Source organism: Terriglobales bacterium (genome assembly GCA_035567895.1).
GTDB lineage: Bacteria > Acidobacteriota > Terriglobia > Terriglobales > Acidobacteriaceae > Gp1-AA112.
Genome location: DATMPC010000022.1, coordinates 53,782 through 75,945, shown reverse-complemented (window position 1 = coordinate 75,945; position 22,164 = coordinate 53,782). Strand labels below are relative to the sequence as shown.

General features: G+C 55.4%; 16 protein-coding genes. 8 read left to right on the top strand and 8 right to left on the bottom strand.

What is annotated here, in order from left to right:
* Positions 1–107 precede the first annotated feature (107 nt).
* Positions 108–686, top strand: coding sequence for a hypothetical protein (locus VNX88_06195; GenBank protein ID HWY68236.1), 579 nt, complete (start codon positions 108–110; stop codon positions 684–686).
* A gap of 61 nt (positions 687–747) precedes the next feature.
* Here the strand turns inward: VNX88_06195 and VNX88_06190 are convergent, their stop codons facing one another.
* Together VNX88_06190 and smpB are read right to left on the bottom strand one after the other, a co-directional pair.
* Positions 748–2,250, bottom strand: a complete 1,503-nt coding sequence (locus VNX88_06190; protein HWY68235.1) for a leucyl aminopeptidase — start codon at positions 2,248–2,250, stop codon at positions 748–750.
* Positions 2,251–2,345: 95 nt separating this feature from the next.
* Positions 2,346–2,870 carry an SsrA-binding protein SmpB gene (smpB, locus tag VNX88_06185; protein HWY68234.1) on the bottom strand — a complete coding sequence of 175 codons (525 nt, stop codon included), beginning with the start codon at positions 2,868–2,870 and terminating at the stop codon, positions 2,346–2,348.
* A gap of 260 nt (positions 2,871–3,130) precedes the next feature.
* On the opposite strand from smpB, the gene VNX88_06180 reads away from it, so the two are divergent.
* From VNX88_06180 to VNX88_06165, 4 genes are all read left to right on the top strand, one after another.
* Positions 3,131–5,536, top strand: a complete 2,406-nt coding sequence (locus VNX88_06180; GenBank protein HWY68233.1) for a cohesin domain-containing protein — start codon at positions 3,131–3,133, stop codon at positions 5,534–5,536.
* A gap of 13 nt (positions 5,537–5,549) precedes the next feature.
* Entirely contained in the window at positions 5,550–6,023 is a 474-nt protein-coding gene (locus VNX88_06175; protein HWY68232.1) for a prepilin-type N-terminal cleavage/methylation domain-containing protein, read from the top strand.
* Positions 6,017–6,439: a prepilin-type N-terminal cleavage/methylation domain-containing protein gene (locus VNX88_06170; protein HWY68231.1), complete on the top strand. Its 423-nt coding sequence runs from the start codon at positions 6,017–6,019 to the stop codon at positions 6,437–6,439. The genes VNX88_06175 and VNX88_06170 overlap by 7 nt, the downstream gene beginning before the upstream one ends.
* A gap of 119 nt (positions 6,440–6,558) precedes the next feature.
* Positions 6,559–6,804 carry a hypothetical protein gene (locus VNX88_06165; GenBank protein HWY68230.1) on the top strand — a complete coding sequence of 82 codons (246 nt, stop codon included), beginning with the start codon at positions 6,559–6,561 and terminating at the stop codon, positions 6,802–6,804.
* Between the two features lie 25 nt (positions 6,805–6,829).
* On the opposite strand, the gene VNX88_06160 is transcribed toward VNX88_06165, so the two are convergent.
* On the bottom strand, positions 6,830–9,358 hold the full coding sequence (locus tag VNX88_06160) for an ABC transporter permease (GenBank protein ID HWY68229.1): 2,529 nt from the start codon (positions 9,356–9,358) through the stop codon (positions 6,830–6,832).
* Positions 9,359–9,582: 224 nt separating this feature from the next.
* Entirely contained in the window at positions 9,583–10,779 is a 1,197-nt protein-coding gene (locus tag VNX88_06155) for a PQQ-dependent sugar dehydrogenase (GenBank protein HWY68228.1), read from the bottom strand.
* Positions 10,780–11,006: 227 nt separating this feature from the next.
* Between VNX88_06155 and hutU the strand changes: the two genes are divergently transcribed.
* From hutU to VNX88_06140, 3 genes are read left to right on the top strand one after another with little or no spacing between them, the layout of a single operon-like run.
* The gene (hutU, locus tag VNX88_06150; protein HWY68227.1) at positions 11,007–12,758 is read left to right on the top strand and encodes a urocanate hydratase; all 1,752 of its coding nucleotides are present in this window, start codon (positions 11,007–11,009) and stop codon (positions 12,756–12,758) included.
* The gene (hutI, locus tag VNX88_06145; protein HWY68226.1) at positions 12,755–14,044 is read left to right on the top strand and encodes an imidazolonepropionase; all 1,290 of its coding nucleotides are present in this window, start codon (positions 12,755–12,757) and stop codon (positions 14,042–14,044) included. Before hutU ends, hutI begins: the two co-directional genes overlap by 4 nt.
* 10 nt (positions 14,045–14,054) lie before the next feature.
* Entirely contained in the window at positions 14,055–16,649 is a 2,595-nt protein-coding gene (locus tag VNX88_06140) for a M1 family aminopeptidase (GenBank protein HWY68225.1), read from the top strand.
* Positions 16,650–16,688: 39 nt separating this feature from the next.
* Here VNX88_06140 and yihA read toward each other — a convergent pair whose 3' ends face one another.
* From yihA to clpP, 4 genes are all read right to left on the bottom strand, one after another.
* Positions 16,689–17,273 carry a ribosome biogenesis GTP-binding protein YihA/YsxC gene (gene yihA, locus VNX88_06135; protein HWY68224.1) on the bottom strand — a complete coding sequence of 195 codons (585 nt, stop codon included), beginning with the start codon at positions 17,271–17,273 and terminating at the stop codon, positions 16,689–16,691.
* Between the two features lie 112 nt (positions 17,274–17,385).
* The gene (gene lon / locus VNX88_06130) at positions 17,386–19,803 is read right to left on the bottom strand and encodes an endopeptidase La (GenBank protein HWY68223.1); all 2,418 of its coding nucleotides are present in this window, start codon (positions 19,801–19,803) and stop codon (positions 17,386–17,388) included.
* A gap of 122 nt (positions 19,804–19,925) precedes the next feature.
* Positions 19,926–21,200: an ATP-dependent Clp protease ATP-binding subunit ClpX gene (gene clpX / locus VNX88_06125; GenBank protein HWY68222.1), complete on the bottom strand. Its 1,275-nt coding sequence runs from the start codon at positions 21,198–21,200 to the stop codon at positions 19,926–19,928.
* Between the two features lie 277 nt (positions 21,201–21,477).
* Entirely contained in the window at positions 21,478–22,071 is a 594-nt protein-coding gene (gene clpP, locus VNX88_06120) for an ATP-dependent Clp endopeptidase proteolytic subunit ClpP (GenBank protein ID HWY68221.1), read from the bottom strand.
* Positions 22,072–22,164: the final 93 nt, after the last annotated feature.

Sequence of the window (22,164 nt, the reverse complement as noted above, 5' to 3'; positions counted from 1 at the left end):
CTGCAGCCCACGCCGGCAAGTCTCATTAGGGTGTTCGACCGAAACTTTCGTCGAAGGATCGGTTCTGATCTGAAGTTGCGATACTCTTGTGCCCACGGAGTTTCTCTATGCGTAGGGTGAGCGCCGCTCTGCTTCTTTCAATCTTTGTTTTCGCTATTCAGGGCAATGCAAAAGACCCAAAACTCCCAGCTCTGCTTCTTCAAGCGAGGTACGTCGCCTTGGGATATGAGACTGCTAACGGCTTTCTCGGCGAGTGGGAAACCGAATCTTTTGTCTCGGCGAAGATTCTGCTAGAAGACCGTCAGGCTCTCGCAAACGTGAGCGATGCACTCAAGAAGTGGAATCGATATGCGATCACCATTGATCCTCGTGAGGCCGAGCTTTTGATTGCGGTGCGCTCAGGGCGCCTTGCCTCAGCTAACGGTGGAATTCATGTTGAGACTGGTTCAATCGATCCAACCGGAAGGACAAGCCGAATGCCTGGTGTTGGAATCGGCCCTGTCTTTGGTGCGCAAGCAGGTCCGCCCAGTGACTACTTAGCCGTATATCAAGCCAACGCGGGGCGGGAAGGACCTCGGCTCTGGCGCAAGACCGAGGATGAGGGCCTGGCTGGGAAGAATCCACCGTTGGTTGAAGACTTCAAGAGTGACGTAGAAGTCGCCGCAAAAAAGTCCAAGAAGCCTTAGAAATTTGGCCGCTTCGATCTTCGTCGAAGAGACGCAGCATGCTGCGTCTCTACCGGAACGCTTACGCCGCGAAGCCCCGCACAAACTCGATTAAGCTTCGTACCGCGATGCCCGACGGTCCTTTGGCAATGAAGGGTTTCGCCTCATCTACCCAAGCGGTTCCTGCTATGTCGAGGTGGATCCAAGGCTTGTCTTCGACAAACTCTTTCAGAAACATCGCGGCGGTAACTGCTCCGCCGTAGCGGCCGCCGCTGTTCACGATATCGGCGATGCTGGACTTGATCATGTCGCGGTACTCATCGTCGAGCGGCAGACGCCACATCTTTTCGCCTGCCTGATGGCGGGCCTTTTCGAACCGCTCATACATCGTGTCATCATTCGCAAAAATGCCGGCATTGACCATCGCGAGGGCGACTACGCACGCTCCGGTAAGCGTGGCAGCATCAACCAGATGCGTGCATCCCAATTTGGTACGGGCATAAGTCAGACCATCGGCCAGGACGAGACGTCCCTCAGCGTCGGTATTGATGATCTCGATCGACTTGCCGGACATAGCTATCTGGACATCGCCTGGTTTCTGAGCCTTGCCTGAGGGCATGTTCTCCGAAGCACAGATTACGGCATTTACTTTTACTTTCGGTTTAAGCTGGGCGATCGCTCGCATGGCGCCCAGCATGGTGGCGCCGCCTGCCATGTCGTACTTCATCTTCTCCATGCCATCGGCTGGCTTGATCGAGATTCCGCCGGTATCAAATGTGATCGCCTTACCTACGAGTCCCAAAACGGGCTCCGCCGGCGCTCCGGCAGGAGCATACTTAAGCACGATCAATGCAGGCGGTTCGTCGGAGCCTTGGGCAACACCCCAGAATGCTCCCATTTTCAGAGCCTTGATCTCATCAGGACCGAGTACTTCGCATTGCAAGCCAGTCTCACTGGCCATTTTTCGCGCGCGATCCGCAAGGATTGTCGGCGTGAGACGGTTACTGGGTTCGTTGACCAGTTCGCGCGTGAAGTTCTGGGACTCGCCGATGATTCGCCCTTCTTCTAAGGCAGGACGCAGGACCTTTTCGTCACTTCCGACCGGCGCCGCAATTGTGAGTGAGTCGATGCGCTGATCCTTGCGGTCGCTCTTGTAAGTATCTGGGTCGAAGTCGCCGATGAGCACGCCGATCACAGCAGCGCGTACTGCATTGTCGGCATGAAAGTGAACGGAAGAGGGAAGCGCGATCGCTAGGTTGCGAATGCTTTTCGATTTCAGGTGGCGGGCTGCGGCTCCGGCGATCTTACGAAGATCGTTGGGACTAAACTTGTTCTCCCTACCTCCGCCAACGAAGAGTACGCGCTTTGCCTTAACACCGACTGGACGATGCAACATCGCTAATTCGAGAGCCTTGCCAGTCAGCTCGCTTGATGAGATGAGTTCCTGCGCAGCATCTTGAAGGGCCTTTTCCGCGCTGAGTACTGAGGCTTGAGGCTTATCCCTGTCCCCTTTGTCGACTACTACGAGTACCAGACAATCGGTTTCAACTTCCGCAGCGTTCTTGATTGCCAGATCAAATTTCATTTATTTCGTTCTTTCTCTCCGAATATCTAATTTCGCAAAAGTTTACTTTTTAGGCGGCTCCGACGACGCAGCACGCTTGTCTATACTTTGCCGCCTCAGGCGCGGCGGCTGCGAGCGATGGCGTCGCGTGCTTCTTTGTCAGCTGTTCGGCGACGCTCTGTCTCGCGTTTGTCCCACTCCTGCTTTCCGCGAGCCAGTGCTAGCTCAATCTTGGCTTTGCCGTTACGAAAGTAAACGCGGGTGGGAACCAGCGTGAGTCCCTTTTGTTGCGTCTTGCCTATGAGCTTGCGGATCTCCTCGCGATGCAAGAGCAGCTTGCGGGTACGGAGCGGCTCGTGATTGAAGATGTTACCGTGCTCATACGGACCGATGTGGGCGTTCAGGAGCCAAACCTCACCGTCCTTTACTAGTCCATAAGCGTCCTTGAGCTGAACCTGGCCCGAGCGGATGGACTTGACCTCAGTGCCGCGGAGCAAGAGGCCCGCTTCAAACTTTTCGAGCAAAAAGTACTTGTGCGAGGCCCCCCGGTTTACCGACGCGTCCCGCTCGCCCGAGGCCACTGGGTCCCGCTTTACGTTCTCCGGTTTGTCGGGTTTTGTCTGCGTAGCGGAGCGAGCCATGAGCGTAAGTCCGTGAGAAGGGCAATCTCGAATCGTAACATGCAAGAATTGCTGCAAGCTGGAAGTGGCGCGTCGTTCCAATGCTATAATCGGCGATTCTGCAGGTCTCAAGTGGCTTAGTCACAGTGACTTGCGGAATTTCGGGGCTAATAGCTCACCGCTTGCGCGCCACAATAGTCTGGTATTTTAGATTCCTTTAGCTGCCGCTCACGACCGGTGTTGGACGAGTGTGTCCAACAACTTTGCTTGAAGGAGTAGGTTTGAGAATCTCCAACCGAAGCACTCTCTTGCTGCTGGCGTGTGTCCTGGCGGTTTCCACAAGCCATGCTGAATCAGCAAAGTCTCTTTATCACAAAGGCCAACAAGCGGAGGCAAGGCAGAACTATCTCGAGGCCTATGAGGCTTACAAAGCGGCCTACGACGAAAAACCGACCGACTTACGTTATCGCTCATCGTTTGAGCGAATGAAGTTCCAAGCTGCAGCTGTTCACGTTAAGCATGGCCAGCAGTTGCGTCAGAACGGCGAGCTCGAGAAGGCCCTTCAGGAATTTCAAACGGCAGCGCAGATCGATCCCTCTAGTTTCATTGCTCAGCAGGAGATTACTCGTACCAAGGCTCAAATTGCAGCTGCTACCGGGCAAGGGAACACGAGTCAGCAAGAGCCGAAGCGCGATGACATTTTGCGGCAGCGCATCGAGCAGGCACAGGGACCAGTAGCCCTTGCTCCGATCAACGATCTCTCGATCAATATGCATATCTCCGGCGATAGCAAGACGATCTATCAAACGATCGGCAAGCTCGCCGGCGTCAATATCCTGTTCGATCCGGACTATGTTGCGAGGCAGCTTCCGGCGCTTGAGCTGAACGGTGTCACATTGCAGGAGGCACTGAGCATTGTCTCGATCCAGTCAGGCACGTTTTGGCGGCCAGTGACGCCAAATACAATTTTCGTTGCACCGAATACACAAACAAAGCGCAAGGACCTGGATCAGAGCGTGGTGAAGACTTTTTATCTCACCAACGCGAACAGCCAAACCGAGTTCCAGGACATCGCGAATACACTCCGCACAATTCTGGACATCACGCGCGTGCAGCCGATTGCAGCTGAGAACGCGCTCGTCGTGCGTGGCACTCCAGACCAGGTTGCGCTTGCGTCCAAGATCGTGGGCGATCTCGATAAATCTCGCGCTGAAGTGGTTGTAGACGTCGCCATTCTCCAAGTTTCCCGGGAAAAGATGCGCAACCTGGGATTTACGCCATCCCTGGCGAATGGACCGATTGGAATTCAGCTTATCCCACCCGGACAGACGACGACCACAAATCCGAACGCCAACAACGGGCAGCAGCAGTCGACCACTACATCAAACAACGGACTGACGCTGAATACGTTTGCACACTTGAATGCCACGGATTTCGCGGTGAGTGTCCCCCAGGCGCAACTGAACGCTCTCTTCAGCGATTCTGATACCAAACTGCTGCAGAACCCGGAAATCCGAGCTTCGGACGGCCAGAAGGCATCGCTCAAGATCGGCTCGCGTATTCCGATTGCCACGGGATCGTTTCAGCCCGGCATTGGTGGTGTTGGCATCAACCCGCTCGTCAACACGCAATTTCAATATCTCGATGTTGGCGTAAACATCGATGTTCAGCCCACTGTGCATTTAAACGGGGATGTCACTTTGAAGGTGACAATGGACATCTCCTCGCAGACTAATACCGTTTCAATCGGAGGGATTGACCAGCCCGTCATCAGCCAGCGCAAGATCGATCATCAGATTCGCCTGCGTGAAGGCGAAGTGAATCTGATGGGGGGAATTTTCGAGGATCAAGACCAAAAGAACTACACCGGCATTCCCGGCTTGGGTCAAGTTCCCATATTGAAGTACATCTTCGGCAGTCAGAAAATCGATCACTTGCAGAATGAAGTAGTGTTTGTCCTGATTCCCCATTTGGTACGCGATCAGGACGTTACCGATTTGAACCTGCGACCGATCGACGTGGGGACAGGTACGGGCATTGAACTGAGAGTCACACCGAATCGTCCGGGCCGTGGTGGGCAAGGCGAGGCGCCGTCGCCGCAAGGTCAGCTTCAACAGCAACAGCCAAGGACTGCGGCGCCGTCGAGCACCGCGGCTCTGTCGAACCCTGCTGCGGCTCCCGCTCCGACAGTTGGGGGAGTCCAGGTGCCTCCCCCGCAGTCCGTGAGCCCGGCGACAACGTCCTCTGGGCAACAATCCGCCACGCCCTCCGGGCAGGCTGTTTTGCGCTTCGATCCTGCATCGATTACTACGACCAATGGCGGCACCTTCACGGTAGGAGTAACGATGAACGGCGGTGCTGACGTGGCCTCGGTGCCCCTTCAGATCACTTATGATCCGAAACATCTCTCAGTTGTGAAGATCGACAATGGCGACTTCCTGACCAAAGATGGGCAGCCTGTAGCGTTGGTGAATCGTGACGACGTAAACACGGGCGTCCTCGTTGCTTCAGCCTCGCGACCACCAGGTTCGGGAGGAGTAAGCGGGCAGGGCACTGTATTCACTGTCACGCTTCAAGCGAAACAACCGGGCGATACCGTGATCAGCATCACTCGTCCGGGGGCGCGAAACAGCCAGCAGCAACCCATTCAAGTGCTGGGTTCGCAGATGACAGTGAAGGTTCAGTAGGGTTTTCGGATTTATGCATCGAGCTTTGCGGCGTCACGTCCTTGCAGGCAATCGCGGTATAACGCTGATCGAATTGATCATCGCGATTGCCATCATTGGTTTGCTCGCGGGGGCGGCGGTGCCCATCGTTCGGGTTCGCGTGAAGCGTGATAGGGAAATCGAATTGAAACGCGATCTGTGGGAGATGCGAGACGCGATTGATCGCTACAAAGATGCCGCGGATCGCGGTGCCTTCCAAACCAAGGTCGATAGCCTGGGATATCCGCCGGACATGCAGACGCTCGTGGATGGTGTAGACGTGCAAGGCAAAAAACTGCGTTTTTTGCGGCGGATTCCAGTTGATCCGATGACCGGAAGTACCGAATGGGGAATGCGCTCCAACCAGGATGATCCAGATTCCACCTCCTGGGGTGGGCAAAATGTCTTCGACGTGTTTACCAAAAGCGAAGGCACAGCGCTGGATGGAACGAAGTACAACACATGGTGAATCGTACAAAAACGAGGGTCAGCAGCACTGCGGGCCTGTGCGGCTTTACGCTGATCGAGTTAATGATTGTTATCTCGATCATCCTGATTCTCGTGGCAATCGCTGTGCCTGCGTACCAGCAATCATTGCTCCGCGCCAAAGAGGCTATACTCCGGCAAGATCTCAAAACCATGCGTGATCAGATCGATAACTTCACCATGGACAAAGAGAAGGCGCCGCAATCGCTGCAAGACCTGATTGATGCGGGATATCTACGAAAAATTCCGAAAGACCCGTTTACCGGTTCGGAGGAAACCTGGCAAGTGGAAAACTCAGACACGCTGATCAGCCTCGATCAAACCGAACCCGGCATTTCCGATGTGCACAGCGGCTCAAATCAGATCGGCAGCGACGGCACAGCTTATAGCAGTTGGTGATGCTTCGCTCTTCTCTAAGCTCGACTGTAATCATCCTGATATCGATCACTTTGACTGGCTGCTGCTGGTTGTCACCTACGAAATGCAAAGAGGCCAGGCTGCGACAGGATCTTAAGATTTTGCGTGATCAGATCAACAACTACGCAATGGACAAAGAAAAGGCTCCCCAGTCGCTGCAGGACCTTGTCGACGCCGGATATCTGCGAAAGATTCCTAAGGACCCATTTACGGATTCGGCCGAGACATGGCAGGTTGAGAATTCGGACACGCTGATCAGCCTCGACCAGACTGAGCCTGGTATTTCGAACGTCCACAGCGGCTCCAACCTCGTCGGCTCCGACGGTACTAGATATAGCACTTGGTGAATCGGGATGGCCGCGCCCTGTAAGATTATTCAGTCCTCAATGCTTTCATTGGCTCAATCGCCGCCGCACGGCCGGCGGGAAGTAAGCTTGCGACGAATGCGCAGATCCCAAGCACTGCAATCGCAATAATCAGGCTCGTCGGATCGAACTTGCCGATCCCGTAGAGCTGATGCTGCAGCCAGCGCTTGGCAAGAAAGCAGAACGGGACTCCGATCAGCAATCCGATTCCGACTTGGGAAAACGCTCCGCGCAGGATCAACGAGACTATGTCAGTTCGGTTTGCCCCAAGTGCCATCCGTAGACCAACTTCGCTGGTGCGACGCGCCACGCGATATGCCGTAACTCCATAGAGTCCCACCGAAGCCAGGAGGAGTGCGATAAAGCCGAATGCGCTACTCAGGCGGCCTATCAGCGTGTGAGCGCTGGCTTGAATCTTCACCTGCTCGTCGAAGCTGCGTATGGACGTGGGCGTGAGATTCGGGTCAATTTCTCCGAGGGTTCGACGGACATATGGAGCGAAGCTATCAGGATCACCTTGCAAATGTAGCTCGATGGTGCCCATGTACATAGAGGAGTCCTCGACCATGTTGTCCACCGGCACGTCATATTTGATCTTTTGTGGAAGCGGCACGAAGAACATGGAACGTGCAGGCCGGGATGCATCCTGGTACTTTGCGTCCTTTGCTACTCCCACGATCTCGTAGTCGCCGGCGTGGCTCTGCTCATCCTTGCCGAAGTGCTTGCCGATTGGATCCTCATTCGGGAAGTATTTGCGAGCAAATGCTTCATTGATCACTGCCACCTTCTGTGAAGTAGCTGTGTCCTGGTCACTAAAGCCACGGCCGCGAACGATCGGAGTGCCAATTGTCTCGAAGTAATGTGCGCTCACGCGGTCCCACGATGAACCGAATTCCCCGGTCTTGCCGGCAAAGTGAATACTCTCTCCCCAGTTATTCCCTTGTTGCGCCGTGTAAAGCGACATGCTTGCCGTGATTACTCCCGGCAAGTGGGAAAATCGATTGTCCATTTGCTGGTACAGCCCCACCAATCGCTCTTGCGTGTAACCCGCGCTCTGCGGATTGAACTGAACCAGGAGCCTGCCTTCGCGCTGGATTCCATAATCCTGATTGTCGAGATTGCGCAGTGTCTGCGTGAGCAACGCCGCCACGGTGAGGAGCACGAGCGATACCGCCGCCTGCAGGACAATGAGTGAGCGTTGCGGCAGAGCGGAGGCGTCTCCCGTTACGCGAGTAGCGCCGCGAAGTGCTTCCGCGGGATCGGTGTGAGAGGCCATCCATGCCGGCCCAACGCCGAAGATGATTCCGGTGAGAATCGCGACGAGAGTCGTAAACCCGAGCACGGGCAGGGATGGGGCAGTCGAGATCGGTACGTTCGTCGATCCACGAAAAGCGATCAGCAGCATTGCCTTGCTTGCGTACATCGCAATCAACAATCCGAGAGCACCTCCGGCGATCGACAAAACCAGGCTCTCGGTCACCTGTGCGCGAATGATGCGTCCGCGAGTTGCGCCAATGGCCAATTGAAGAGAAGTTCGCAGCCGAGTTGCAGCTCCACGCGCCAAGAGTAAGTTCGCCAAGTTGGCACAGGCGATGATGAGGACTGCACCCGAGGCAGACATCAACAGGAGCAGGCCCTGCTCGTAGTCGTCCTTCATGGAGTTAATGCCGCCGCCACCCGGAGCCAGATGGATCATCTGTTTGTCGAGTTTCTTGAGATCCATGTGTTGGTTGGAATTGCCCGGGGTCATCAAGTACTGCCGCAGTTCAGTTGTTAGCTGAGCAGATACCTGTGTGGGATTAGCGTCGGGACGAAGTCGGCCGATCATGTAGAGCCACGCGGTCGCCGGCAGACGCAGCAGCGAGTTTTCCCGACGAAAGACGGGTTCCTGCGAAATCGGAATCCAAAAATCAGGCGGATCGCTCTCCAGGCGATCGCCGAAAAAACCCGGAGCAGACACTCCAATAACGTTGGCTGGGATGCCGTTGAGCATAACGTTCGCTCCGACAAGTGATGGGTCGGAGCCATACTTCAGCTGCCAAGTGCGATAGCTGATCACTGCAACTGCAGGCGCGCCAATCTTGTCATCGTTGGGAGCAATTGTCCGGCCCGCATACGCACGGACGCCGAGAGTTGAAAAGTAATTTCCAGAGACAAACTCACCTGAAAGCGCCTCAGCAGCGGCATTTGAATCTGCACGCCGGACAGTGAGGTCGGGACGGTTGGTTTGCGCAGCAGCAAGTTCCTCGAAGGCGGGCGTGTGATCTCGCGCGTACTCGTAGAAGTTGTAGGCGAACATTGACCAGTTGTCTTGTAGATCGCCCTCGACGCAGCAGTTGTATTCATTGCCCAGCTTGTACAGCTGCGCTGGATTGGCTACAGGCAGCGACTTCATCAGAACACCATGCACGAGGGTGAAAATCGCCGTGTTTGCGCCGATGCCGATCGCCAGCGTCAGCAAAGCTGTAATAGTGAATCCCGGCGAGTTGCGCAACTGCCGCAGCGCGTAACGAATGTCCTGCGCCAAAGTCTGCATCTTGCCTCCATTTCAGTGATGGGCAATTGCGCTGCCAACGAGGCTAGGAGTAACAGCTTCAATTTGAGGCGCTTAGGATGAATTTAGCGGAACTGAAGTGTTCGATTCTGGACTTAGCGTACGTGGGCGAACAGCGCTGCTTGGGGTAACCGCAAAAAACCCGCAAGAGGGCGGGCGTCGGGACCTACGGCCAGCCCACGCCGCGCATTTATTTCTCCGCTTGTCTACTGAGCTCGAATCTTGAAGACGCTTCCTGAGAGGTCCACCACGTACAGCTCTCCAGATTGATCCTGGCCGAAGGAGCTAAGCTGGGTGCTTGTCGTGGCCAATAGAGTGCGCGTCCAGTTATTGGGGCTGGTCTCTTGTAAGCCAAAGACTTTTCCGTTTAAGTCCCCGAATACGTACGTGCCCTGTAAGGCGGCGATTGAGGCACCATGGTAGACATATCCGCCGATGACTGCGATGCCCACCGAATGATCGTATTCAGCAATCGGTAGAGCGAGTCCTGTCATGTTACATCCCGTTGCGGGATTGAAGCAGTGATTGCCTTCCATCGTGTTCCAGCCGTAATTACCACTCTTCTGCACGACATCAACTTCCTCGAAAGAACCCTGGCCAACGTCGGCAACGAAAAAGCGGTTCGATGGTCTGTCGAAGGAGAAGCGCCAGGGATTGCGGAAGCCGTAAGCGTAAATTTCTGGCAGGCCACCGCCGCTCGCAAACGGATTGTCGGATGGAATTCGGTACTGTAGTCCCCCGCTCGTGCCATCGACATCGATGCGCATTAGCTTGCCGAGCAGAGTCTGCTTGTTCTGGCCATTCCCGTTTGGGTCTCCTCCGCTTCCGCCGTCACCGAGTCCGAAGTACAGAAACCCATCGGCACCGAAGGCCAACTCGCCGGCTTTGTGATTGGTGAAGTTCCCAACCTGGTCCACGGTGAGCAGAATGCGCTCGGTGGTCGCGTCAACCTGATTCGAGGTTGCGCTCGCAAGCAAGTACTCGGCGATCACCGACTGAATCTGCCCTGCTTGCGTGCGTACATAATTGACGTAGAACTTGCGGCTCACCGAAAAGTTGGGATGGAAGGTGACGCCCAGAAGCCCCATCTCACCACCAGTCGCAATCTTCGAACTTATGTCAAGAAAAGGCGGAGACAAGACGGAGCCGTTTTGAATGATCTTGATGCGGCCACCCTGCTCCACCGCAAAGAGCCTCCCGCTTCCGTCATCAGGCGATTCAAGATCGAGGGGCGACGTAAGTCCCGTTACCACAAGACTCAGCGCAAGCATCGGAGGAGGCCCGGACGGAGTGGGCGTAGGATTCGGAGAGGGCGATGAAGAGCCGCCCCCGCAGCTTCCGAGAATGAGAGCGGCAAGAATAACTGCCGCAATGCGCGTTGCGTGAGAAGTTCGTTGAATCATGGCTTCGGACGATGGAGCGCGCTTTGCTTAGTTCATGGATACGCCAACTGTTCAGTCGTTGTAAAGGACTCGAAGACAACTAATCACTCCGGAGGAGGAGCACTTTCGTGATTAGGTTGGGGCGAACCGGCGCTCTCAACCGAAGCGGACACGCTGCTGCCGCACTTGCTTCAGCCAGTCTCAAGCCGTAGGCTAAAGAGTTTTGTTCTGCCTGAGGAAACCGCCTTATGCCGGTTGAAACAGAAGCGCCTCCAACCACGGAAACGGGAATCAAAGCTCCCCGCGGCACGCAGATTTCCTGCAAGGGCTGGCAACAGGAAGCCGCTATGCGGATGCTCATGAATAACCTCGATGCCGAGGTGGCAGAGCGTCCGCAGGATCTAGTCGTCTATGGTGGGACTGGCCGGGCTGCGCGCAACTGGGATTGTTATCACGCGATTGTTAGCTCTCTTCGGAATCTTGAAGGTGACGAGACGCTGATCGTGCAATCGGGTAAGCCAGTGGGCGTCTTCAAGACTCACGACTACGCGCCGCGCGTGCTCATTGCGAATTCGAACCTCGTCGGGCACTGGTCAAATTGGGAGAAGTTCAACGAACTCGAACGCGCTGGACTGACGATGTATGGCCAGATGACTGCCGGATCCTGGATTTACATCGGCTCGCAGGGAATCGTTCAAGGGACGTTCGAGACGTTCTCAGCAGCGGGTGAGAAGCATTTCAGTGGTGACCTGGCAGGCAAGTTAGTCGTAAGCGGCGGCATGGGGGGCATGGGCGGCGCGCAGCCGCTGGCCGCCACGATGGCTGGTGCCTGTTTCCTCGGTATTGACGTCAATCCCGAGCGCATCAAGAAGCGCTTGAAGACCGGCTATTGCGATTTCATGGTGAACAGCCTCGATGAGGCTCTGCGCATTCTGAAGAATTCGATTCGCAAGAGGGAAGCAGTCTCGGTTGGCCTGGTCGGGAACTGTGCGGAGGTAATTCCGGAGCTGGCCGCTCGCGGCGTTAAGCCCGATCTGCTCACAGATCAAACTTCCGCGCACGATCCACTGAACGGTTACATTCCCGCCGGTTTAACGATCGATGCTGCCGACGAGCTGCGACGTAATGATCCTAAAGGCTATCTGGAGCGCTCGCTGGATTCCATTGCTCGCCACGTAGAAGGCATGCTGGAACTGCAGAAGTCGGGATCGGTGACCTTTGACTACGGCAACAACATTCGCACATTCGCGTTCGAGCGTGGCGTCAAGAATGCCTACGATTTTCCCGGATTTGTTCCAGCATACATTCGTCCGCTCTTCTGCGAAGGACGCGGGCCATTTCGCTGGGTTGCCCTTTCAGGAGAGCCGTCAGACATTGCTGTAACCGACGACCTAATCCTGGAGATGTTTCCTGAAAACCAGATTCTCAGTCGCTGGATCAATTTGGCACGCAAACGGATTCGATTCCAGGGATTGCCTGCGCGTATCTGCTGGCTAGGTTACGGAGAACGTGCCCAGTTCGGACTGGCGATGAACGATCTTGTGAAGCGCGGCAAACTTAAAGCTCCAATCGTTATCGGTCGCGACCATCTTGATTGTGGTTCTGTCGCGTCTCCATTTCGGGAAACCGAGTCCATGAAGGATGGCAGCGATGCCATCGCAGACTGGGCCTTTCTTAATGCCTTGCTGAATACTGCCAGCGGCGCAAGCTGGGTCTCTATCCACAACGGCGGCGGAGTGGGCATTGGGTATTCGCAGCACGCCGGCCAGGTGACGGTTGCCGATGGCACGGACATAATGGCAAAGCGCATCGAGCGGGTCCTCACCAACGATCCGGGCATCGGAGTTGCCAGGCACGCTGATGCTGGCTATCAAGAGGCGCAGTCTTTCGCCGATCGCACGGGTGTTCACATCCCCATGCAGCGGGGTTCAGGGCCGCGGAAAGATACGACTGGATCTTCGATTCCGAATTCTTCAGTCACGGGTGGCCGACACGAGTGAGCGCCATTCCTGCGCAGGGCGTAGCCAAACCTCTCCTGCTAACCAATATTGGCCAGTTGCTTACGTTGAAGGACGTCGCTGGTCGAAACCAACCGCTTCGCGGTCGAGAGCTGCTGGAGCTGGGAATTCTTCAGAACACCGCCGTCTTCTGTCGTGATGGAAAAATTGTTGCTGTTGGCTCCGAGGTCGAAGTTGGAGCGCGGGCGACGCAGGAGATTGGAGCGGATCTTCGAGTCTTCGATTGCAGGCGAGGTACGGTCCTGCCGGGATTTGTGGATTCCCACACACATCCTGTATTTGTCTTGCCTCGCCTGATCGATTTTGAGCAGCGGATTCATGGAAGCACGTACGAGGAGATTGCCAAGGCCGGAGGCGGTATTCGTTCCAGCATGGAAGGTGTGCGTAAGGCGAGCGAGGAAGAGTTGTCGAGCACCGTGTTGCGCGCCTTCGAGGATATGGAACGCTCGGGAACCACAACCGTCGAGGCGAAATCCGGCTATGGGCTCTCGACGGACTCAGAGCTAAAGTCGCTGCGCGCGATCCGCCGAGCGGCGCAGCAATGGTCCGGGACTGTGAGCTCCACCCTTTTGGGCGCCCATGTTGTGCCTGCCGAGTTTCAGCAACGACCCGATGCCTATGTGGATCTTGTATGCAACGAAATGATTCCCAAAGTGGCTCGGGAAAAGCTCGCCGAGTTCGTCGATGTCTTCTGCGAACGTGGAGCGTTTACGATCGCGCAAACGGAACGAGTCTTCGACGCTGCACAAAAAGTCGGCCTAGGAACACGAGCGCATGTTTGCCAATTCACTCCGCAGGATCTATCCAGGCTATCCAGATTCGAACCGGCTTCTTATGACCATCTGGATTGTTTGACCGACAAAGATTTGCAGTCCATGGCGCAGCAGAGCACAATTTGCACACTGCTGCCCGGAGCCTCATACTTCTTGGCTCATTCGTACCCTAAAGCGCGGCGGTTGATCGACGCGGGCGCGGCAATCGCCCTGGCTACGGATTTCAATCCGGGAACGTCGCCAACAACCAGCATGCCGTTGGTGCTCTCACTCGCGTGCACGCAAATGCGTGTGAGTCCGGCAGAAGCGATCTGTGCCGCAACCATCAATGCTGCGCACTCGCTGCGCCTTGGAAGCAAAAAGGGAAGTATCGAAGTGGGGAAAGATGCGGATCTAGCCGTTTTCGACGCAAGAGACTATCGCGAGATCTGTTACTGGTTCGGAAGAGAAACTTGTCGTGCAACCGTGCTGAACGGCCAGCTCGCAATTCATTAAGGAATATCGCATGAAGAAGTTCTTATTGTTTTTCCTAAGCCTCATCGCGGTTAAAAATCTGCAGGCGCAGCGGCTTCCACAAGGGGTCGTACCAGAGCACTATCAGCTCAGCTTCACACCTAACCTGAAAGATGCGACTTTTTCCGGTGACGAGATCATCGATGTTCGCGTGCTGAAGCCGACGACGATGATCACGATTAATTCCCTAGAGATCAAGTTCGCCTCAGCAACCGTTGAGACGCATGGCGCAACGCTGAATGCCAAAGTCACAATCGATGACGACCGCGAACAGGCCAACATCATCGCTCCGCGAACGATCCCGGCAGGCCCAGCTCGTCTGCACATCGTCTTTACGGGAATCCTGAACGACAAATTGCGTGGCTTCTACTTGAGTGAAACGCCAAAGCGCCGATATGCTGTCACACAGTTTGAGTCCACGGATGCCCGTCGCGCTTTTCCTTGTTTCGATGAGCCCGATAGGAAGGCGACATTTGACATCACTCTGGTTGTAGACAAGGGCGATACAGCCATTTCGAACGAGAGACTCGTTGCTGATACGCCAGGTCCTTCCGAAGACAAACATACTCTCAAGTTTGCAACGACGAAGAAGCTCTCTACCTATCTGGTTGCGCTGCTCGTAGGCGATTTTCAATGCGTAAGCGGATCTTCCGACGGCATTCCTATTCGCGTCTGTGCTACTCCCGACAAGACAGATCAAGGAAAGTTCGCACTCGAAGCCGCCGAATACATCATGCATTACTACAACGATTACTTCGGCATCAAGTATCCGTTCGGAAAACTGGATTTGATAGCCATTCCCGATTTTGAAGCTGGCGCGATGGAGAACGCAGGCGCGATCACCTACCGCGAGAGTTTCATCCTGCTGGATCCGAAGGTCGCGAATGTCGACAACTACGAGCTAGTTGCTGCTGTTGCCGCCCATGAAATGGCACACCAATGGTTTGGCGATCTGGTGACGATGAAGTGGTGGGATAACCTCTGGCTCAACGAGGGATTTGCCACCTGGCTCGAATCGAAGCCAGTGGCGAAGTGGAAGCCGGAGTGGAACGAAGCTTTGAGCGAGCTTGCAGAAACCACTCGCTCGCTCAGTCTGGACGCGCTGAAGAATACGCGTCCAATCCGGCAGAAGGCTGAGACTCCCGCCGAGATCAACGAGCTCTTTGACGGTATCGCCTATGGTAAAGCCGCCGCCGTGCTGCGGATGGTGGAGCATTACGTCGATCCTGAGCTCTTCCGCAAGGGCGTGCACAATTATTTGCTGGCGCATTCGTACGGAAATGCGACTGCGGAAGATTTCTGGAGCGCGATTACTCAGGCGTCAGGCAAGCCGGCAGACAAGATCATGTCGAGCTTCATCGTACAGCCCGGTGCGCCTTTGCTGCATGTTTCACAGGAGTCGGACGGTCAACTCTCGGTGTCACAGGAGCGCTTCTTCAATGATCGTCAGCTATTAGGGACAAGCCCGCAGGTATGGACCGTGCCGGTATGTCACAAGAATCTTTCTCCTGAAAGCGTCAGCTCATGTTTTGTCCTTGCGGAGCGAGGTCAGCAGGCCAAGTCTTCCGCTAGTGGACCGGCATTCGCGAATCTGGATGGACACGGTTACTACCGCACGGAGTACGAACAGAAGCTTCGCGATGAGCTGACCAAGGGTCTCCAGACGAAACTCACTCCGGCTGATCGCATTTCGATGGTCAGTGATGAATGGGCCCTGATGCGCGTTGGGCGAATCTCGATCAGCAATTATCTCGACTTGGTTTCGCAACTCAAGGGCGAGCGCCTGCGACAGGTTTGGAAGGATGTCCTGGAAAATCTCGCATATATCGACGACAAGCTCGTCAGCCCAGGTGATCGCGACTCATTCCGTCAATTGGTTCGCAGCATCCTGCATCCGACATATGACTTGCTGGCAGACACTCGGGACCCGCAGGAAAAAGCGTTGCGTGCGGATCTGTTTGATGTGCTCGGGATCGTCGGGCGCGATCCTGCGGTGATCGCGGAGGCTCGTCAGCTGGCACAGAAGGTTCTGGAGGATCCAGGCTCGGTAGACCCGTTGCTGATCCGTCCCGCACTCGAGATCGCCGCGGCTCAGGGTGATCAGGCTCTTTATGACCAGATCGTGCAGCGGCTGAAAGGAAGTACTGACCAGGTGATGCGGGGCCGATTCATGTATGCGCTCGCGCATTTCGAGAAGCCAGAGCTTACACGTCAGGCGCTAGCATTGGGTGTGTCGGGAGCGATACGCAATCAGGACTCTACGGGATACATAAGCGATTTCCTGCGGAACCCGTATACGCGAACGGAAGCCTGGAAATTCATTCAGGGCCACTGGGGGGATGTCGAAAAAACGTTTACGACCTCGAGCGGCTCCTCACTCGTCGCAGGGGCAGGAAACTTTTGTGATACCGATGCAGCTTCCACCGTGAGCGCCTTCTTCAAGGTTCACACCGTGCCCGCAACAGAGCGGACGCTGCGGCAGTCAGTGGAACGCATTAACGCCTGTGCAGATTTGAAGAAGATGCAAGGATCGAACCTGCAAGGGTGGTTGGTAGCGCGCAGTACCGGAACGGGAGCCGGCAACTAGCCCCAACTTTTAATGGTAGAGACGCAGCATGCTGCGTCTCTACGTTAGCTTCAGGTGCCGCCATAGCTCACTAATTCCCGCTCCAGTCTTCGCTGACACCGGAAGAATCTGTTCTACCTGGTGCTCGCGCCTGAGTTGCGCAAGCGCTTTACTGAGCTGATTCGACGAGAGCCGATCCGCCTTTGTCGCTACAACCAGCAACTCCTTATCGTTGTGCTGCAGCCAATCAATTAGTTGGCGGTCACTCTTTTGCGCAGCCACGTTTGCATCAATCAAACATACGCACAAGCGCAGAGATTCGCGTTCAGACAAGTAAGGCTCAATGAACTTTGGCCACTCGGCGCTAATTTCTTTCGAGATCTTTGCGTAGCCATAACCCGGCAGATCGGCAAGCATCAGGTCCGGCTCCAATGTGTCGGTTTTTTGCCGCAGCTCGATGAAGTTGATGGTCCGTGTTCTTCCCGGAGTGGAACTCACGTGCGCGATCTTGACTCCGAGCAGTGCGTTAATCAGACTTGATTTGCCGACATTCGAACGTCCTAGAAACGCTACTTCAGGTACGTCTGGAGCAGGGAAGTGCTCGGGAGCAGCAGCAGATTTCAGAAAGCGGGCGTGGACTTTCATGGTGATGATCTGACTTCTGGTTGGAGCCGAGGCGGCTGTGCCACAGCACCAATTGAAAAGTAAAGGCCCGCTTACGCGGGCCTCACTGAAACTAACTGCTGAGAAAACTGCCCTACTGATGCTGTACCGGCAGCTGCTGCGAAGTCGGCGTTGGCGTGACGGTCGGCAGGCCTTGCCCTTCCGCCTCCCCGCTATATTGCGGCAGCGGGCCTTCCAGGGCGATTGCCAACACTTCGTCCATGTTGTCCGCAAAGTGGAGCTTCATGGCATTGCGAAGGTTCTCAGGTACTTCGGAGAGGTCCTTCTCATTGTCCTTCGGCAGAATCGCTTCGAAGATGCCGGCGCGATGAGCGGCCAGCAGCTTCTCTTTGAGTCCGCCGATCGGAAGGACCTTGCCGCGTAAGGTGATTTCGCCAGTCATCGCGATGTCGCGCCGCACTGGGATCTTGCTGAGGGCGCTGGCGATGGCTGTGGCCATCGTGATGCCAGCGGAGGGGCCATCCTTGGGAATGGCGCCTTCGGGCACGTGGATGTGAATGTCGATATTGCGATAGAAGTCGCGGGGCACGCCAAGCCTGTGTGCGCGAGAGCGGATGTACGTTATCGCCGCTTGCGCTGATTCCTGCATTACGTCACCGAGCTTGCCGGTCAGTGTCGTCTTGCCCTTGCCGTCGACGATCGTGACTTCGGTCGAGAGGATTGATCCACCAACTTCTGTCCAGGCAAGGCCAGTTACGAGTCCGACTTCGCTCTTTTCGTGCGCCAGCGTGTCGCGGAATTTCGCGACCCCGAGGAACTCGGACACCGTCTCAGCGTTCACGCTTACCGCGTATTCCAGACCTTCCTTCACGACCTTCCGCGCTACCTTGCGGCAGATATTGCCGATCTCGCGCTCCAGATTGCGAACGCCGGCCTCGCGTGTGTAGGAGCGAATGATTTCCGTGATCGCGTCATCGGTGAAGACCAGGTTCGATTCCGTCAAACCGGTAGCGGTTCGCTGTTTGCGCACCAGGTACTGCTTGGCGATTTCCAGCTTCTCGAGTTCGGTGTAGCCATGAAGCCGAAGTACTTCCATGCGGTCCTGAAGTGGAGCCGGAATGGTGTGCAGCACGTTAGCGGTAGCGACAAAGAAGACCTGCGAGAGGTCGTACTCGACGTCGAGGTAGTGATCCTGGAACATGAAGTTCTGTTCTGGATCTAGAACTTCGAGCAATGCGGCCGACGGATCGCCGCGGAAGTCCGCAGCCATCTTGTCGATCTCATCGAGCATGATGACTGGGTTCTTCGTGCCGGCCTTCTTCATGGATTGAATAATCTGCCCAGGTAATGCGCCGATGTAAGTGCGGCGATGTCCACGAATTTCTGCTTCATCACGCACACCGCCGAGTGATAGGCGGACGAACTTGCGTCCAGTGGCCTTCGCGATCGACATGCCGAGCGAAGTTTTTCCCACGCCCGGAGGTCCAACGAAGCACAGAATCGAGCCTTTCGGATTTTTCACCAACTGGCGGACGGCGAGAAATTCAAGGATGCGATCTTTGATCTTCTCCAGACCGTAATGGTCTTCATTAAGGATTTTCTCTGCCGATTCGATGTTGCGAATCTCTTTCGACTTCTTGCGCCACGGTACAGCGAGCAGCCAATCAAGATAGTTGCGCGAGACCGTCGATTCGGCCGACATCGGAGGCATGGCTTCGAGCTTCTTCAGCTCCTGAAGCGCCTTCTCGTGCACTTCCTTCGGCATGCCGGCGCCATCGACCTTCTTCTTGAGCTCGTCCCATTCGCTCTTCTCGCCGCGGCCTAGCTCTTTCTGGATGGCCTTGATCTTCTCGTTGAGGTAGTACTCTTTCTGAGCGCGCTCCATCTGCCGCTTTACGCGAGTCTGGATGGTGCGATCCATGTTGAGCTTCTCGATTTCTATTTCGAGAACGTCGGCGACCCGGTTCAATCTTTCCGCCGGATCGAAGATCTCAAGCAGCTCCTGCTTTTCTTCGATCGCAAGCTGCATGTTGGCGGCGATCACGTCGGTCAGCTTGGAGGGGTCCTCCATGCGAACCGCTGCAATCATCGTTTCGTAATTCAGCGACTGGCACAGCTTTACGTATTGCTCGAATAATGAGGTGACACGTTGCATCGCCTGTTCGATTACAGGCGTGGCTTCTACCGTGTACTTGGCTACGCGAACGCTGGCATGGAAGAAACCGTCGGTATCGACAACTTGGAGAATCTTGCCGCGCTCGACACCTTCGACCAGGACTTTGATGTTGCCATCGGGCAGTTTGAGGCTTTGAACAATATTGACGATTGTGCCGACTTGGTAGATTTCGTTCGGCTTGGGTTCGTCTACGCTGGCGTCGTGTTGCGTAGCGAGAAAGATTTTCCGATCGCCGGCAAGCGCCTCTTCCAACGCTCGGACACTCGATTCGCGTCCGACAACGAACGGCGTCATCATATGCGGGAAGATGACGACGTCCCGGATGGGCATCATGGGCAGCTTGCGCGTTTCGAACTTTTCCCTGGCTTGGGTCACTCGGTCCCCTTTGTACTTCCAAAACTTAAGCTTATGGGCTTAAAACCTAAGCTTATACAACTGATGCTCAAATCGCCAATTCTCTTCAACTCACCCAGCCAAATCAAGCTCTGAGACCCGTTTTACCCAGCTTTTTCCATCATTGGGATGGATACGTCGCGTTTTTCCACCATTTCACGGCTTACCTCGAACTCCTTGAGCCGCTTCTGGCTGGGGAGGTGGTACATCAGGTCGAGCATCAGGTCTTCCAGAATCATGCGTAATCCTCGAGCGCCGACCTTCCTTTGGAGGGCCTCGCGGGCAACGGCACGAGTAGCGTCTTCGCTGAACTTGAGCCGGACGTTCTCGAACTCAAACAGCCGCTGGTATTGCTTGATTATGGCATTGCGCGGCTTGGTCAGGATCTCGACCAGTGCATTCTCGTCGAGTTCATCGAGAACTCCTACGACAGGCAGCCGACCGACAAATTCAGGAATGAGACCAAACTTGATGAGGTCGGTCGGCTCAACCTTGCCCAGCATCTCGGTGTCGCGTTTGGGAATGGCTGGAACCGGGGCTTCACCCTCTTTGGGTTCTGCCTTAAAGCCCAGCGCCTTCTTCCCGATTCGCCGCCCAATTACTTTCTCCAGGCCAACGAACGCGCCGCCGCAAATGAAAAGGATGTTAGTCGTGTCAACCGGAGTGAACTCCTGGTGCGGGTGCTTGCGGCCGCCTTGGGGCGGAACATTCGCGACCGTACCTTCGAGGATCTTCAGCAATGCTTGTTGCACGCCCTCACCCGAAACGTCGCGAGTGATTGAAGGGTTCTCGTCCTTGCGGCCAATCTTGTCGATTTCATCGATATAGATGATTCCGGTCTGCGCGCGTCCTACGTCGCCGTCCGCCGCCTGCAGCAGCTTGAGGATGATGTTCTCGACATCCTCACCAACATAGCCGGCTTCGGTGAGTGTAGTGGCATCAACAATCGCGAAGGGCACATCGAGCATCTTGGCGAGCGTCTGAGCCAGCAGCGTCTTGCCGCTGCCGGTCGGCCCTATCAGCATGATGTTCGATTTTGTGAGTTCCACTTCGCCGTTGCGATTGCGGTTCATGTGGATGCGCTTGTAGTGGTTGTAAACCGCTACTGCGAGCTTCTTCTTCGTCTGGTCCTGCCCGATTACATATTCGTCGAGGAACTGCTTCACCTCGGCAGGCTTTGGCAGATGATTGGGAGCAGCAGTGGAATGTGTCTCTGTTCGGTCGTCTTCAAGGATCGAATTGCAGACCGCAACGCATTCATCGCAGATGTAAGCGCGCGGGTAATCACTTGGTGAGGAGATCAGCTTGGCGACTGCGTCCTGAGACTTGTGGCAGAACGAACAACGTAGGCTATCTTCAGATCCGGAACGCGTTTTCACGATGTACTCCTGTCTACCCTAACCACTGTCTACCCTATCGACTGCGACCGATCAATACTGCGAAGAACCGATTACGTTGGGACTAAGGCGCGCGAAGCACCCTTTTCCGTCGAGCAAACCAAGCTGGGGGACCTGGAGTTGTTATCGCACTGGCCACATTCTAACGTTATTTCAAGTGCAAAAGTGTTCACCACCCCGGTTCAAAAGTAACGAACGCCTGTGACTTTTGTGCAATACACGTAAGAAACTCCGAAAATCCCGTTCAACACCTGCAGCACTACTTGTGCTTGTAGATTATGTCGTCGACGATGCCGTAATCCTTGCTCTGCTGCGCGTTCATGATGAAGTCGCGTTCTACGTCTTTCTCCACCCTCTCCAGCTTCTGGCCAGTGTGCTTGGCCATGATGTTGTTCATGATTTCGCGCATGCGCAGGATCTCGCGCGCGTGAATGTCGATATCCGTCGCCTGACCGGAGATGCCACCGCCCATGATATGAGGCTGGTGGATCAGAATTCTCGAATTAGGCAGAGCAAAGCGCTTCTTGGCGGTGCCCGCCGCGAGAAGCACAGCCGCCATGCTGGCCGCTTGCCCAATGCAGATCGTCATGATGTCGTTCTTGACGAACTGCATGGTGTCGTAGATGGCCATTCCGGAAGTAATCGATCCACCGGGAGAGTTGATGTAAAGCTGGATGTCCTTTTCGGGATCCTCCGCAGCCAGGAAGAGCATTTGCGCGATAACGAGATTGGCGATCATGTCGTCGATCGGCGTGCCGATGAAAACGATGTTGTCCCGCAGCAGGCGCGAATAGATGTCGTAAGCGCGCTCTCCGCGGCTGGTCTGCTCGACTACCATTGGAACCAGGGCCATTGCAGGTAATCCTTTCTTCACTCACATACACCTGCGCCCGGAACTGTGTCCGGGCGAGGGTTACTGCCTGCCATTCGTCAGCTTCAAGCCGAG

Excerpts from the sequence above, each read along its gene's own strand:
- VNX88_06195 (HWY68236.1), top strand. The coding sequence starts at position 108 with ATGCGTAGGGTGAGCGCCGCTCTGCTTCTTTCAATCTTTGTTTTCGCT.
- VNX88_06190 (HWY68235.1), bottom strand. The coding sequence starts at position 2,250 with ATGAAATTTGATCTGGCAATCAAGAACGCTGCGGAAGTTGAAACCGAT.
- smpB (HWY68234.1), bottom strand. The coding sequence starts at position 2,870 with ATGGCTCGCTCCGCTACGCAGACAAAACCCGACAAACCGGAGAACGTA.
- VNX88_06175 (HWY68232.1), top strand. The coding sequence starts at position 5,550 with ATGCATCGAGCTTTGCGGCGTCACGTCCTTGCAGGCAATCGCGGTATA.
- VNX88_06170 (HWY68231.1), top strand. The coding sequence starts at position 6,017 with ATGGTGAATCGTACAAAAACGAGGGTCAGCAGCACTGCGGGCCTGTGC.
- VNX88_06160 (HWY68229.1), bottom strand. The coding sequence starts at position 9,358 with ATGCAGACTTTGGCGCAGGACATTCGTTACGCGCTGCGGCAGTTGCGC.
- VNX88_06155 (HWY68228.1), bottom strand. The coding sequence starts at position 10,779 with ATGATTCAACGAACTTCTCACGCAACGCGCATTGCGGCAGTTATTCTT.
- hutU (HWY68227.1), top strand. The coding sequence starts at position 11,007 with ATGCCGGTTGAAACAGAAGCGCCTCCAACCACGGAAACGGGAATCAAA.
- VNX88_06140 (HWY68225.1), top strand. The coding sequence starts at position 14,055 with ATGAAGAAGTTCTTATTGTTTTTCCTAAGCCTCATCGCGGTTAAAAAT.
- yihA (HWY68224.1), bottom strand. The coding sequence starts at position 17,273 with ATGAAAGTCCACGCCCGCTTTCTGAAATCTGCTGCTGCTCCCGAGCAC.
- clpP (HWY68221.1), bottom strand. The coding sequence starts at position 22,071 with ATGGCCCTGGTTCCAATGGTAGTCGAGCAGACCAGCCGCGGAGAGCGC.